We start from the raw sequence: 15022 nt of genomic DNA, 5'->3' as shown, positions 1-15022 counted from the left end.
TTCACTAAGGGCGCAGTTTTTTCGTTTTTTAATTCAGGTTAATATTATAGAATACAAGTTTACTCTCATCTCCATTACTTTCTCCTTTGTACACACCAAATATCAACATCACATCGTTTCCGTTAAATTGAGACAGGTCATATACAAATGAAGCATATCCATCCGGGTCTCCTGCTCCACCCGAACCGTGCTTAAATTTCCAGCAACCATCGGCAGCAGCGGCAGCGTCCTGAGCTGTATTCGATTTTGGAGCTACATGCACAATCGTACCGTCTTCTTTTATTGCTGTCAATTTGAAGAAAGTGTAATTGCTTCCGAAATTTCGGGTCTTCAGCGTTAATTGGTTACTACCCGGTGCGATAGCAAATTTAGAGTAGAAATATGCTTCCGGCTCCTTAGTGTTCACCTGAGTACCACTGCCTCTGGTCTTGATAAGGTAACCTTCGGATGGAAATACTTCGGGGTCTTTATGTAATGGTACAAATGCCCATTCATGTCCTATATGTGCTACATTTCGCCAAGCCCTGTATGCTGCCGGATAACCGGTTGTCATATTCACATCACGTCCTGCACTGATAGGGCTGATTCCTGTAAATGACTTTTTGGTATGTATCATCGTGGAACGAACCATTTCGTGAGTCAGTTTCCAGCCGTCTATCACTTCATTTCCCGGAATCCAATCCCAATTGGTTACATTTTCCTGAGCAAAAGCAACACGGCGAAGTACCAGCTGCTTCCAGTAGTTTCCTGTCGCATTACGATAAATACCAATAGCGACGATCACTTCTTTGCCAATATACTGACTCAGATCGAAATGATAATCTGCATAATTCCCGGAACCATGAGTCCTTACATCTCCAATTTTTTCGGTCACAGGCTCAGCTGCAGAAAGATCGACTACCTGTACACCGAAATATGCAGGAGCAGATGCATCGGCATCATGTGTACGCACTCTCAGCGAAAGAATCTTATTGTCCGCTGTAATTTTTTTACTACCCCATGTATACGAATCGAATACATCAAGGTCGGCAGGATTCTTCCGGTCTGCTTCATCATTACGAATACGCAATGTGGTTCCTTCCCATTGCTCTTCCCAATTGCCCCAGAAACTGAGAGAACACATATAGTCACAAGCCCAGTCCCAATGAGGATATGCATCAGCATTACCTCCACCACGGTACTCATTGTAGTACCACTTATCAGCATTTAACAGATCGTCCCTGGTCAATCCGCGCAAAAGTTCAGTTCCACCCATCTGTAAATCCAGAATCACTGCCCCATCTTCAAAACTGGCCTTAGTCACCGTTTTGGTGATAGTTACATAATTTGCTTTGGTAAAAGTCACGGTATACTCATCGGCGACCAGATTTTCGAAGAGGTATTTCCCGTCGGTTCCTGTGGTAACCGTACCTGCCGGACCAATGCTTACTGTAACTCCAGAGAGAGGAACTCCGCCATTTTTAGCATCGATAATGATACCACTGATCTTTGCAGAAGCATTCACCATTGTAATGTTTACAGTGGCTACACTACCAACAAATTTTTTCGCTGTAACTGTTGCACTGATTGTTTGCCATCCGGTTTTAACAAAAACTACGGCATGGGATTCCATCGATACATTCTGAATTGTGTATTTTCCATCGATACCACTGCTCACAGTCTCATCTTTACCGGATACGGCAACCGTGACCCCGGCGATAGGAGACCCTGTCTCGTCCGTTACAATACCGGTAACAGTACCTGCACCGATATTAACCTGTTCGTCATCATTGCTACAAGCACTAGTTATAGTACCAAGCAAGACGATAAACATAAAAACTCTTAAAATTTTCACTAGTTTCATGTTATTCACTTAATATAAGGAGTTGATTAAAAAAATAAAGTATTAGATACAATGCGTTTTAGTTTTCAGTTTAGAATTAGCCGAAGTCAGCTACATAGTATTTTTGCGTCAAATATTATAGCTCAATGGTTAATTTTTGGGTTAAAAGTGGGTTATTAACCACAAAAAATCATTAACCTGCCTATTTTACACTTTCCATTTGTATAAGGCTATATTCAGTTCTTTCGATTTAAAGGATTTTTAATATCTTTATCGCTAAAATCAATTTCTGATTTCAGTTATTACATAGCCATGATAAAAATAATAGCAGTCGCAAAAACTTCTCTTTGCAAATATCTGTGTTATATATTCCTCATTTTAGGTTATTTAATTTCGCCTGAAACATTTTCTCAAGGGCTGAAATTTAGTGGCGGAGAAGTACCAATAGATAAACGCACATCGTATAATGTCTTTAGTAATAAAGTTGTCGAATTTTCACAATATTTTAATATTGAGTGTAATTTATCTCTTTATCCTGATACACAAATAGGATATATTATACGGATCAAGAATGAGAATAGCAATAAAATCTATAATCTGTTTTATGACGGTCAGGGTCAAAACCATATTTTCCGATTTAATGAAGAAGGAAAGAGTAGTCTCATAACTGCCGAGATAGACATGGATGAACTCCTCAATGTTCACTGGTTTAAAATGAAAATATTCTTTGACCTGAAAAATGATTCGATAAAGCTCACCATCCATAATCATACATTTGGTATAGGAAATGCGAATCTCCCTGATAAGTATTATCCTGTCATTGTCTTCGGTAAGAGTGATCACATTATTGATGTACCCTCTTTTGCTATTAAAGACCTGGCGGCGGGAAATCAGGAAATGTATTCTTTTCCATTAAAGGAGAACGAAGGTAATATTGTCCATGATTCGAATGGTAAGGCTTTAGGTGAAGTTTCAAATCCAAGATGGTTGATCAATGACTCGTACCATTGGTCATTTTTAGCATCATTTAAATCTAAAACCGTAGCCGGGGCTAATTATAATAGAGAAAAGAAAGAAATATATTATTTTAACCGGGATTCTATTTATATATATAATGTGAGATCTAGAAAGACAAGTATGAGGGCTTTCAGTAACAAATGCCCGGTACGGCTGGCTTTAGGGACAAATTTTATTAATACGGATAATAACAGACTATACGCATACGAAGTATACAACGAGAGAGTGCCGGAGGAGGTGACCATGGCGAGCGTAGATTTAACCAATCTTGAAAACTGGGAAACTGAATCTACAGACGAACTTCTGTCTCAGCTACATCATCATGATTCTTATTTAGATCCTTCCACTTCCCGGTATACAATATTCGGGGGATTCGGTAATATGCATTATAGTAAGAATTTTTATTCTTTCGATTTAAATTCCAGAAAATGGGAAATACTTGAAGATTTTAAAGGAGATACTATCTTTCCACGGTATTTCTCATCACTTGGATATCTGGAGAAAACAAATTCCATATATATATTCGGAGGTATGGGAAATGAATCCGGGGAACAAGTCGTAGGGCGGAAATATTTTTATGATCTGCATGAGATTAACCTGACCACAAACCGGGTTATAAAGCGCTGGGAAATACCATGGACTGAAGATAACGTAGTCCCTGTGAGGGGAATGGTAATACTCAATGATTCCTGTTTTTATACATTATGTTATCCGGAACATTTTTCCGACTCATACCTCAGGCTTTATCAGTTCTCACTGAAAGACGGGAGTTATAAGATTCTCGGTAATTCAATCCCAATACATTCGGACCGTATTACCACAAATGCCAATCTGTATTATGACAAGCAACTTAATTGCCTGTTTGCTATTGTTCAGGAATTTGATGATGATATTGTTTCCGATCTGAAGGTTTATTCTCTTGCATTTCCGCCTATAACAGCCGAAGATCTGGTCAGTTATAAACATTCTACTGAAGAAAGTGCAATACTTATAATAGTTATTTCCTGTGTGGTAATTACAACTATTACAATTCTGTTTTTTAAACGAAAATCCTATAAAAAAGTACACAATATAAAACAGCAACCCGATAATAAGAAAGCAGAACAAACAGCCCTTCGGCCTAATTCGATTTACCTGTTCGGTGATTTTACTGTACGGGACAGATCGGGTAAGGATATAACCTACATGTTTTCGGTACGACTCAAGCAAATGTTTTGTCTGATTCTCCAATATAGTACGGAAGGCGGCATCACGTCGCAGCGACTCAGCGATATATTATGGCCCGACAGGCCCAAAGATAAGGTTAAGAATTCCAGAAATGTGACAATAAACCATTTACGCAAAGCTCTGGGAGAACTTGACGGCATTGAATTTGTCCATGATAAAGGTTTTTTCAAAATCATATTAGAGCAGGGATGCTATTGTGATTTTGTAAGATGTATGGATATCATTTCAACAAATAAAATAGAAGAGAACAGAGAAGAGCTGATCACGATATTGACACGGGGAAAGTTCTTGAAGTCTTCGGATGAAGCACTGTTTGATCCATTCAAAGTAGAGATGGAACAAAAGTTAGAACCTGTATTATTAAGGGAGGTAGAAAAAAGTTTCATAACAGAAAGCTATCAGGTAACGATTGACCTTACAGATATCTTATTCTCTATAGATCCATTGAATGACGAAGCGCTGATCTACCAGACTAAGGCCTTACAGAAACTAAAGATGAATGAGGAAGCCCGGATCAGGTATCAGGCTTTTATTACAGAATATAAAAAAACGATGGGCAATGATTATCCGCATCCTTATAAGAATTTAATTTAATTCGGGAATGGAGTATTTTATTCAGGCGTGATAAATGTTCTTTTGCTCATATTTCTGATATTAAAGGATTGCTACTGAATCTTGATATTAATTATTTCTGATATTAACGTACACTAACAGATCGTTTTTTCATTGTACTAGTCAATGATTTCTCTTTTAACCCCAATAGATAAAAAAATACCTTCCAATCTTTCGATTTGGAAGGTATCCTTATTTTCTATCCGATCCTTTCGGAACCTGAGCGAAAGACGGGATTCGAACCCGCGACCCCGACCTTGGCAAGGTCGTGCTCTACCAACTGAGCTACTTTCGCAATTGCGAGTGCAAATATAAAGGCTATTTTTAATTTTTCAAAATTTTTGCTTATTATTTTCAATCAAAAGAAGTTTTTTGCGTAATTAATCTGGCATCTGCTCTTATTTAGCAATTATAGACCACACTATATAGCTTACTTCTGATATCAATCAAGTTTTTCTCTACATCCAAATCTCCGTATGTCATTAATTTCATAGGGATAGCAATACCATCTTTATGATAAGCAGGCTGCTGATACTGTACATTTTCCCACAATCTGAATCCGATACGCTGATAGAATCCAATACGACGCTCCGACAAGATGGTGGTGGGTAATTCTACCTCGAGTATAATAGGTTTGGTTATATCTTTTATAAATAAATCCATCACTTTACGTCCATATCCTCCATTACGAAACTCGGGTGAAATAGCAAAATGCTCGGCAAATATAAATTCATCCAGATCCCAGTAAGTAAGGAATCCGACTATATTATCATCTTCAAGGGTTACGGCAATAACAAAAGGCGAATCTCCTTTATATAAATCCAGCATTGTTTCCACCGGGCGGCGTTCGCTCAACGGAAAGGATTCTATATAAAGGTTTTCAATAAATGAAACTTCATTACTCTTTGCTAAATCTAATTTTCTTATTTCCATAATTCCCTCTATTAAGGTCTCAGACCTTTTTATTACTTTTGTATCTGCAACAACAATAATCTGTTATGATTAAATAATGGTGCATTAAATACTTCTTTTAGTTATATAATTAATTATGTGCCTGAGTTTGGCCTCCCATTTTCACATCTTTCAGATGGCCATCCTCGCATTTGATGATTCTGCCCGGATATTTCTGAACGACTGCATAATTATGTGTCGACATTATAACGGCTGTATTACTCTCGGATATCGTATGTAAGAGCTGTACAATCTGATTACCTGTTTCTGGATCGAGATTCCCTGTCGGCTCATCGGCAAGTATGATCTCCGGTGAATTTAGGAGTGCACGTGCAATAACAATACGTTGCTGTTCGCCACCCGATAACTCATGAGGCATTTTATAGCCCTTATTTTGCATACCTACCTGTGTAAGAACTTCCTCTATTCTAATATCTATCAGGCCCTTATTCTTCCATCCGGTAGCACGAAGGACAAATTCCAGATTCTTAGCCGCAGTACGGTCGATAAGCAATTGGAAGTCCTGAAATACGATTCCCACCTTTCGTCTCAAAAAAGGAATTTGTTTCTTCTTTATACTCTCCAGTTCATAATCGAAGATACGTCCATGACCTTTTTCTATAGGTATTTCATAGTAGAGACTTTTCAGGAATGTACTTTTCCCCGAACCTACCTTCCCTATGAGGTATATAAATTCACCTTCATTTATCGAAATGTTGATATCACTAAGGATATTATTGCCATCCCTGTCCAAATCAACCCCCTCATATCTTATAATTACATCTTTATCCATAACTATGTCAGTACAAAGTGAAAAGTGAAGAACTAAAAGTGAAAAATTAAAAATGGAGATTGATAAACATTTTTCACTTTTAGTTTTTAGTTTTTAATTTTTCTTATGACGCTTTTGAAGCTCCCTTGCAAGGTATTCGATACTTAACCCTTTCGATGTTAACAATACAATCAGATGATAAAGCATATCTGCTGATTCATATATCAAACGGTCGTCGGTACCATTACATGCCTCTATCACCGATTCCAGAGCCTCTTCGCCCACTTTCTGGGCCATGCGATTTATTCCAGACTCAAAAAGTGATGTTGTATAAGAGCCTTCGGGCATCTCTTTGTAACGTTTTTCTATAAAATGCTGAAGATATTTCAAAAACAGGATATCTTCTTTATTTTCTTCTTCGAAGCAAGTATCTGCTCCTGTATGGCAAACAGGACCAACAGGATTCACTTTAATCAGGAGTGTATCCTTATCGCAATCTTCCTTTATACTGATTACGTTAAGGAAGTTCCCACTTTCTTCGCCTTTTGTCCAAAGCCGCTGTTTTGTACGACTAAAGAATGTCACCTTTCCCGTTTCCTGTGTTTTCTGCAAAGCCTCAGTATTCATATAGCCAAGCATCAACACTTTGTTTGTCTCATTATCCTGTATAATTGCAGGTATCAATCCACCTACTTTGTCGAAATCGAGTTTCATTATAGTTACAAGTTACGAGTTATAAATTACGAGCTATGATCCATAACGCATAATTTATAATTATCTCACATTTATATTTTCTTTTTTCAAATAATCCTTCAAATCCTTTATCGCTATCTCACCAAAATGAAAAACGCTGGCTGCCAAGGCTGCATCTGCTTTACCATTAACAAACACATCGCGAAAATGTTCCATATTCCCGGCTCCGCCGGAGGCAATAATGGGGATATTCAATGTTTCGGATAACCGGCGTAATGCCTCATTTGCATATCCGCTTTTCACTCCGTCATGGTTCATACTGGTAAAAAGGATCTCACCTGCACCAAGATTTTCAGCTTCCTTAGCCCATGAGAAAAGTTCTTTATCTGTTTTGTTACGTCCACCACTGGTGTAACATGACCATATCCCGTCTTCTAAGTTAGCATCTATTGCACAAACACAAACCTGTGAACCGAAGTTTTTAGCTATTTCCTCAATTATTTTTGGATTTCTTATCGCTGTGGAATTTACAGAGACCTTATCCGCACCTGCATTCAACAAGCGATCTACATCCGATAATTCATTGATACCTCCACCGATAGTAAAAGGTATATTTATATTAGCGGCGATTCGCTTTACCAAGTCCGTAAATGTCTTACGCTCCTCGTGCGATGCCGTAATATCAAGAAATACCAGTTCGTCGGCTCCTTGTTCGCTATAACGCACACCAAGTTCCACCGGATCTCCGGCTTCCCGGAGATTCACAAAATTGGTTCCTTTCACGGTCATCCCGTCTTTTACATCAAGACAAGGTATTATTCTTTTCGCTAACATTCTTATTCTTTATTATGATTAGCCAATTCGACTAATGTCACTCTATTTTCATAGATCGCTTTTCCTAAAATAACAGCAGGCACACCCGCGAGCTCCAAATCGAGTATATCCTGAAAGCTACTGACTCCGCCACTTGCAATTAAATAAAGATCCGGAAAAGATTTCAAGATTTCCTTATACAAGTCAATAGACGGACCTTGGAGCATGCCATCCTTGCTGATATCCGTACAGACAACTTTATTTATACCCTTCGCTTTATAATCTCCTATAAAAGGAATAATATCAACCGATGTAGATTCCTGCCAACCGGAAACAGCGATCTTACCGTCCTTACAATCAGCCCCCAAAATTATCTTTTCGCTGCCATATTTCTCTATCCAGGAAATAAATAAATCCCTATCCCTCACCGCAATACTCCCTCCGGTAACCATAGAAGCTCCTGATTCGAAAACAATATCCAGATCGGAATCACTTTGCACCCCTCCGCCAAAATCAATGACGAGGGAAGTATTTGACGCAATCTTTTCCAGAACAGCCTGATTGACGACTCTTTTTGCCTTCGCCCCATCGAGGTCGACGAGATGAAGACGGCGGATACCCGCGCCTTCAAACATTTTCGCTACCTCCAGCGGATCTTCGTTATATACTTTCTTTGCATTATAATCGCCTTGTGACAGACGAACGCACTTACCATCAATAATATCTATAGCAGGGATAATCTCTATCATGCTCTGTTATTTAAGAAAAAAAAGTGATTGACAATGGATACTTCCAATATTCTCCGTTGCTGGCCTTTATTGCTGCAATGATTATGAATACGATTTCGAGTATCGCAATTATGATAAGCATTGGAAGGCCTATTACAATTCCGATTATCGTGATGCAGAAGATCCCTGCTATTGTCGCATAAATAAGCATACTTATCATAAAATTCGCGATATTCTTTCCATGCCGGTCTACTTCCGGATATTCTTTTGCATTTACCAACCACAATACAATGGGTAGAATAAAGCCTAATCCGGGAATAAGGAAACCTGCAAACTGCGACAGATGCATCAGTATGATATATGAATCTTTCTGTATGCCTCCTAACCCTTTCTTCTCGTTACCATAGCTACCGGGATTCAATATCCTGTGTTTTTCTTGCTGAAACTCTTCTTCCGAAATTGCTCCCTGAGCTCTAAGCTCCTCCAGCTTTCTTAATTCATCGTACTTATCCATGATAAATTATTTATTTAGTATTCGACAAAAAGTTCTTTAATATCTTTTCACCCACTCCCCCACTCTTTTCCGGGTGGAACTGGGTTGCATAAAAATTATCTTTATGGATGGCCGCACTAAATGGAAGGATATAATCTGTCGTTGCTGCCGTATGCTTGCAACTCGCTACATAATAACTATGTACAAAATATACAAATTCCCCCTCCAGTGAATCATCAAAAATCTCACTCGTTAGATTAGTAATTGTATTCCATCCCATATGAGGCACTTTATCTTCATGTCTTTCCGAGACAAAACGTTTTACTTCCGCATCAAATATATTTAAACAATCCACATCGCCTTCTTCGGAATGGGCGCACATCAACTGCATACCGAGGCAAATTCCCAAGACGGGTTGCTTCAGATCGGGTATAAGCTTATCCAATCCTGTCTGACGCAAATGATGCATTGTGGAACTAGCCTCTCCTACCCCCGGAAAAATCACTTTGTCTGCGGTACTGATCAACTCTTTGTCAGCAGTCACAATAGCTTCTATACCCAGACGTTTAAAAGCATGCTCTACCGAAAAGATATTACCTGCATTGTATTTTATAATAACAATACTCATCTGTATTATTTTTTCTCTACTACTAAAGAATCTATCAAGGCAACCATTTCGTTAAACTCTTCCATCTTGAAAAGCCTGGTAAGCATTACTATCTTTCCATTTTTATCAATAATGATATTCCTTGTGATCCCCGCTTCTTTTTCCGCGTATGTACCAAATATATCTGCTTTCGGGTCTAAACCTATAGGATAAGTCACTCCTGTGGCTTTGGCAAATTTCAAGACTGTTTCGGCCGGTTCTTCGCGGTCTATACCATATAACGCAAAATTAGGATTATCCTTATGCTTCTGCCATATCTCTTTCTCTATATGGGGCATCTCTTTGCGGCATACGCCACACCAGCTGGCAGTAAATTGCAGCATGATAACCTTACCTCTCAGAGAGGATAATTTCACTTTTTGTCCCGAAGGCAGACTCATTTCAAAATCGGGAGCAACATCTCCCACTTTTACTTTATATTGATAATTCTCCTCCTGAGAAAATATACTCATTGAGAAAAACAACACGAACAAAATAACGATTGACTTTTTCATATGTCTTCTTCCTGTAATTGTCTATTTAACATAAAACGCCTAAACCAAAAGGAAATGGGTAAGGATGCCAGTACACCCAACACGTCTGCCAAAAAATCGGACCAATCCCCACTCCTTCCCGGAAAATATTCCGCTTGTATTATCTCTATCATTCCTCCGTAAATTATAGGGACCAGTATAGCGAAAACGACAAGCTTCAATATAATAATATGCCCTTTTTTGTAAAAGATATAATTGAAAGATGCCACTCCGGACAGACCGAAATACATCAGAAAATGCACAATTTTATCAGCTGGGATAAAAAACTGAAACCCGACATCAGGTATATCATCTGTAGGGATAAGGCAGCATAAATAAAAAATGATAATAGCAATGACCGCGGGAGGCCAAGTATATCTTACAATTCTTTTCAGCATAGAATGAAAATATTGAAAATTTTCAATATAAGTTCAAAGATACAGAAAATATCAATATGTATATTATTCTGCGTACGAATCGTTAAATACTTTCATCTCACAATTTCGACAATCGAACGAAAGACGCAATTTTGTATTGTTATATATCAAAAAGAAAGGCTCTTTGTAAGGATGTTTTTCGGTTCCTTCTTTCAGACACCAACCTAATGACTGTTTGATACAATGGCGGGTAAACATGAGAGATACACCTTTTTGTCCCTGTTTTTCAAACGCAGGCTGTATCACCGACGATTGATGTTGCGTATAAAATCGCCTACCCTTTTCGTTCATCACATTCCCCAGATATGTAATATCTTTAACAGGAAAAGCATGCGAGGTCTGTTTATGAGGTACTATCTCCTGTTGATATCTGATTTTTCGTACGGATAACAGTTTATCTGTCAGTTGTCGTCTCCATTCCGACAACAGGGAAACCGGAACAAACCAACTATCGCTCCAATTTATATTGACCTCCTCCACTTTAAATATCGTATTACCCGTCTTGCTCAGATTATTCCGGATATTTTCAGTCTGGTCTTTCAGGGCAGATTGTTTCTCCGTTTCAAAATTAAGTACCGCATAATTATCATCCTCATCAGTAATCTCTAAAGAAAAGCCGAATGGAATTTCATTCAGTTCTATAGTAGCACCGATACGGCGCTCTGCCGATTTTTTCGACAGCAACTTTTCAAACTCATGGTCATAATTGCGGTACACAAAAGTGCCTCGCTTAACTTCAGGAATCGCTGCCGGAAAGATAAGTTCACCTTCGACACGATTGACATGAATACCCTCCAACTCTTTTTTATTATTAAAGTAGCACAGGCCATCGCCGTTGTGTATTCTTATCGTGCTATTGATTTTGATGTACTTTGTTGTAATCTCTGTAATTTTTCCGATGGGCTCACCTACCGATTTGGGCGAATCTACCGACCACATATTACTGCTACGGTCGTGCAAAAAGTATTTGGTAAAACCTCGGTTGAAACTTTTTTCCGGATTGGGTTCGAATGTATATACTGATTTACCCGACGAAGCCCTTATATACTGAGAATGTTTTGCCAGAACTGCATCCAGTTTCTGACGATAATAAGCCACCACATTCTTCACATAGGAGACATCTTTCAACCGCCCTTCTATCTTGAGAGAACTGACGCCAGCCTCCAGTAATTCTTCCAGATTATCCAACAGATTAAGATCTTTCATCGACAGAAAATGCTTCTTTTGCATTATCTCCTCTCCATCAGCGTCAACCAGCGTATATGGCAAACGGCAATACTGTGCGCATGCTCCTTTGTTAGCACTGCGCCCCGACAAAGCCTGACTGAGATAACACTGCCCGCTGTAACATACGCATAATGCGCCATGCACAAAGACCTCGAGAGGAGTTTTTACTTGAGCGGCAATTTCGCCTATTTCATCTATTGTCAATTCGCGGGGTAATACAATTTGCTTAAATCCTGCATTTTCGAGAAACTTCACCTTCTCTGCACTCCGGTTATCCATTTGTGTACTTGCATGCAGTGCAACCGGAGGAAGATTGAGCATCGTAATGCCCATATCCTGAATTATGAGCGCGTCTATTTTGGCATCGGTATATAACTGCCAAATGAGTTCCTCTGCATCCTGTAGTTCACTATCTGTCAATATGGTATTCAGAGCAACATATACTTTCGCTCCGAACTGATGTGCGTACTCCGCCAGCGACTTAATATCATCAAGTGTGTTTCCGGCAGCCGCACGCGCACTGAATTTGGGCGCACCGATGTACACCGCATCTGCTCCATGATTAATGGCCTCAATACCACATTCCAGGTTTTTAGCAGGGGCTAGTAGTTCTATTTTGCGTGCTTTCAGCAAAGTTTATCTTATTATTAATGTTTCTTAGATATAATACATATAGCCCTCTTTCACAGGATCTATATTACCCAGATCTTTGATCTTCGTTTTATCATACGGAGTTTCCTGATATACAAAGTAGTTGAGCCAATTATTAAATAAGAGATTACCATGACCCGACCAGCGTACTACCGGCCCGTTCTCAGGATTGTCATTTTTATAATAATTGAGCGGAGTCTTTATGGGCAAGCCTTTCTCCGCATCCCGTATATATTCGTTATGAAGTGTATATGGTGCATATTCGGAGTGCCCTGTCAGGTAAAATTCACGTCCTCCACGGGATGCGACTATTCCAACACCGGAATCATCAGACTCCGACAGTATTTTCAACTCATGATGTCGAAGCACATCTTCCCTCCTCACGGTTGTGTGACGGCTATGAGGAATATAAAACTCGTCGTCGAAGCCCCTGAACAACGGAAACTTCTTATCGTGGGCAATATGCTTGAATACACCGAACATTTTCTCCGGTAGCGGATATTTTTTCACCCCGTAGAAATGGTACATGGCAGCCTGAGCTGCCCAGCATATATACAATGTGGAAGTCACATGAGTACGCGCCCAGTCGAATATCGAAGATATTTCGGGCCAGTAGGTCACCTCTTCAAATTCATATAGCTCTACAGGCGCACCTGTTATTATCATACCATCATAGAAATCGTCTTTTACTTGACTGAAGTTCTTATAAAACATTTCAAGATGTTCTTCCGAGGTGTTCTTAGATGTATGCGTTTCCAGTTTCAGAAACTCAACTTCTACCTGCAACGGATTGTTCGATAATAACCTTATCAAATCGGTCTCCGTCATTATCTTAATCGGCATCAGATTGAGGATGAGCACACGAAGAGGACGTATATCCTGTTCGTTAGCCCTGAGTTGGTTCATTACAAAGATGTTCTCTTTCTTCAGAATCTCAATCGCCGGAAGATTGTTAGGTATATTAACTGGCATGGTCTATAGCTTTTACAAATCAAGTATGCAAAGTTATGATTTAGTTATGAGTTATAGGTTATGAGTTATGTTTTTTTTAGGTTAACAGTCCCCCAGGGCCCGTAAGGGGGATACTGTCAATAGTAATCGGTCATTAGATACTTACTAGCGATTACCCTAAAATCAACAAACACTTTTTAAATACTGCACTGAGTATATATTATATAGATTAACTTTTATGCTTTCAAAAATGCCAGTTAAAACCGAATGTATAAGTCAGTTCAGCAAACCAGAATGCCTGATGCGCTTTATCATCTGACGACTCGGTCGTCCTTATACTTGGCATATTGATATATCCTTCTTTCACTTCGGAACGGACGAAAAACAAATTCCACAAGTTTACATCCAATCCGCCTTTTGCATTCAGTCCGAATCCCGCGAGATGAAAAGCATCGTGCCGTTCATTTCCCATCATCATAACATTACTACGGGGCATAAGAAACCCGGCACCACCACCAATCAGACCATTCACTTTAAGAATCCCTTTATGGTAAAAGTTCTTGTAATATTCCACTTCGGCATTTATATAATTAAGGCCGTCAGTATGTTCAAACGTAAGGAAATCATCAGTCAGTTTTATAGAACCGTCGTCTTTCACATGAGACTGATACTCAGGTTTTACATGTCCATCTATATCTACTGTCTGATTCTGGTCCATCACATATTTCATATGATCTACACCTAAAGTTATAGCCAGATTATCCTTTATAAAATAGCCCACACGTAAATTAGTCTGCGGTATAGTTATGCGATCGAGACGGAGGTAATTGAAGTAACTGATCCTATTCTGCTTATCAGAAGCCTTCACTTTATGGAGTGTAAAGTTATAATCATTACCTTTGAAATGAATATCCGAGTTTGTATATGCATCCCTGTTCCAACCCCACAGGGCAAAGAATGTTCCTTTTTTATAAGCTGGTTCGGATTGAGCGAATATCAGTGATGATTGGATAATAGCCAATAGGGCTAGCAATAGTTTCTTTTGCATGTCAGTGTTCTTATTCGTGATTTTAAACACTAAGAACAAAAACAATCCATATTTGTTCAATCTATAACCTCAAATAATATATAGAATAAATTAATAACAATATAAAATAATGTCATTAAAGAGAATAACATCGCATCAGGCCAAAGAAAAGTTATCCAATTCCAATGCAATACTGGTAGATATAAGAGATGAAGAAAGCTTCCGCAGCGGACATATAGAAGGCGCAACACATCTTACCCAGGAAAATCTACCTCTCTTCCTAACCTCATCCAGTAAAACCACCCCGATATTAGTCATGTGCTATCATGGAAACAGCAGCCAGATGGTAGCAAGGTTTCTTACAGAACAAGGATTCGAAGATGTATACAGCGTAGACGGCGGGTATGAAGGATGGGTGTAAT

15 protein-coding genes and 1 tRNA gene are annotated in these 15022 nt (G+C 39.0%); 2 read left to right on the top strand and 14 right to left on the bottom strand.

The genetic code is table 11. From position 1 onward, the window contains the following. Positions 1–28: 28 nt before the first annotated feature. Positions 29–1843 (bottom strand): carboxypeptidase-like regulatory domain-containing protein, encoded by a 1815-nt coding sequence (locus tag QZL88_RS18060; protein ID WP_296943542.1) that lies wholly within the window; start codon positions 1841–1843, stop codon positions 29–31. 291 nt (positions 1844–2134) lie between these two features. On the opposite strand from QZL88_RS18060, the gene QZL88_RS18055 reads away from it, so the two are divergent. After that, on the top strand, positions 2135–4660 hold the full coding sequence (locus QZL88_RS18055; RefSeq protein WP_296943540.1) for a DNA-binding transcriptional activator: 2526 nt from the start codon (positions 2135–2137) through the stop codon (positions 4658–4660). Positions 4661–4900: 240 nt separating this feature from the next. On the opposite strand, the gene QZL88_RS18050 is transcribed toward QZL88_RS18055, so the two are convergent. The 13 genes from QZL88_RS18050 to QZL88_RS17990 all read right to left on the bottom strand — a co-directional run bounded on the left by QZL88_RS18050 (position 4901) and on the right by QZL88_RS17990 (position 14621). Further along, positions 4901–4973, bottom strand: a tRNA-Gly gene (locus QZL88_RS18050). A 107-nt stretch (positions 4974–5080) separates the two neighbouring features. Further along, positions 5081–5611 carry a GNAT family N-acetyltransferase gene (locus tag QZL88_RS18045; protein WP_296943537.1) on the bottom strand — a complete coding sequence of 177 codons (531 nt, stop codon included), beginning with the start codon at positions 5609–5611 and terminating at the stop codon, positions 5081–5083. A 109-nt stretch (positions 5612–5720) separates the two neighbouring features. Further along, positions 5721–6422, bottom strand: a complete 702-nt coding sequence (locus QZL88_RS18040; protein WP_296943535.1) for an ATP-binding cassette domain-containing protein — start codon at positions 6420–6422, stop codon at positions 5721–5723. Between the two features lie 93 nt (positions 6423–6515). Further along, positions 6516–7115, bottom strand: coding sequence for a bifunctional phosphoribosyl-AMP cyclohydrolase/phosphoribosyl-ATP diphosphatase HisIE (gene hisIE / locus QZL88_RS18035; RefSeq protein ID WP_296943532.1), 600 nt, complete (start codon positions 7113–7115; stop codon positions 6516–6518). Between the two features lie 60 nt (positions 7116–7175). Next, entirely contained in the window at positions 7176–7928 is a 753-nt protein-coding gene (gene hisF, locus QZL88_RS18030) for an imidazole glycerol phosphate synthase subunit HisF (RefSeq protein WP_296943530.1), read from the bottom strand. Positions 7929–7930: 2 nt separating this feature from the next. Continuing rightward, complete coding sequence (gene hisA, locus QZL88_RS18025; protein ID WP_296943528.1) at positions 7931–8656, bottom strand: 1-(5-phosphoribosyl)-5-[(5-phosphoribosylamino)methylideneamino]imidazole-4-carboxamide isomerase; 726 nt, start codon at positions 8654–8656, stop codon at positions 7931–7933. 10 nt (positions 8657–8666) lie between these two features. Continuing rightward, a complete protein-coding gene (locus QZL88_RS18020; protein WP_296943526.1) occupies positions 8667–9149 on the bottom strand; it encodes a DUF4870 domain-containing protein in 483 nt (160 codons plus the stop codon). Between the two features lie 10 nt (positions 9150–9159). Further along, positions 9160–9756 carry an imidazole glycerol phosphate synthase subunit HisH gene (gene hisH / locus QZL88_RS18015; protein ID WP_296943524.1) on the bottom strand — a complete coding sequence of 199 codons (597 nt, stop codon included), beginning with the start codon at positions 9754–9756 and terminating at the stop codon, positions 9160–9162. Positions 9757–9761: 5 nt separating this feature from the next. Next, the gene (locus QZL88_RS18010) at positions 9762–10289 is read right to left on the bottom strand and encodes a TlpA disulfide reductase family protein (RefSeq protein ID WP_296943522.1); all 528 of its coding nucleotides are present in this window, start codon (positions 10287–10289) and stop codon (positions 9762–9764) included. After that, positions 10286–10705 (bottom strand): VanZ family protein, encoded by a 420-nt coding sequence (locus QZL88_RS18005; protein ID WP_296943520.1) that lies wholly within the window; start codon positions 10703–10705, stop codon positions 10286–10288. The genes QZL88_RS18010 and QZL88_RS18005 overlap by 4 nt, the downstream gene beginning before the upstream one ends. A gap of 63 nt (positions 10706–10768) precedes the next feature. Beyond that, the gene (locus tag QZL88_RS18000) at positions 10769–12604 is read right to left on the bottom strand and encodes a U32 family peptidase (RefSeq protein WP_296943518.1); all 1836 of its coding nucleotides are present in this window, start codon (positions 12602–12604) and stop codon (positions 10769–10771) included. A gap of 24 nt (positions 12605–12628) precedes the next feature. Further along, the gene (gene metA, locus QZL88_RS17995) at positions 12629–13594 is read right to left on the bottom strand and encodes a homoserine O-succinyltransferase (protein ID WP_296943515.1); all 966 of its coding nucleotides are present in this window, start codon (positions 13592–13594) and stop codon (positions 12629–12631) included. A 223-nt stretch (positions 13595–13817) separates the two neighbouring features. Then, entirely contained in the window at positions 13818–14621 is an 804-nt protein-coding gene (locus tag QZL88_RS17990; RefSeq protein ID WP_296943512.1) for a hypothetical protein, read from the bottom strand. A gap of 109 nt (positions 14622–14730) precedes the next feature. On the opposite strand from QZL88_RS17990, the gene glpE reads away from it, so the two are divergent. Further along, on the top strand, positions 14731–15021 hold the full coding sequence (gene glpE, locus QZL88_RS17985; RefSeq protein ID WP_296943509.1) for a thiosulfate sulfurtransferase GlpE: 291 nt from the start codon (positions 14731–14733) through the stop codon (positions 15019–15021). Position 15022 lies beyond the last annotated feature (1 nt).

It is taken from the genome of uncultured Dysgonomonas sp. (genome assembly GCF_900079725.1).
Classification (GTDB): Bacteria; Bacteroidota; Bacteroidia; order Bacteroidales; family Dysgonomonadaceae; genus Dysgonomonas.
The sequence above is the reverse complement of the archived record's forward strand: the minus strand, read 5'-3'. Positions and strand labels throughout refer to the sequence as shown.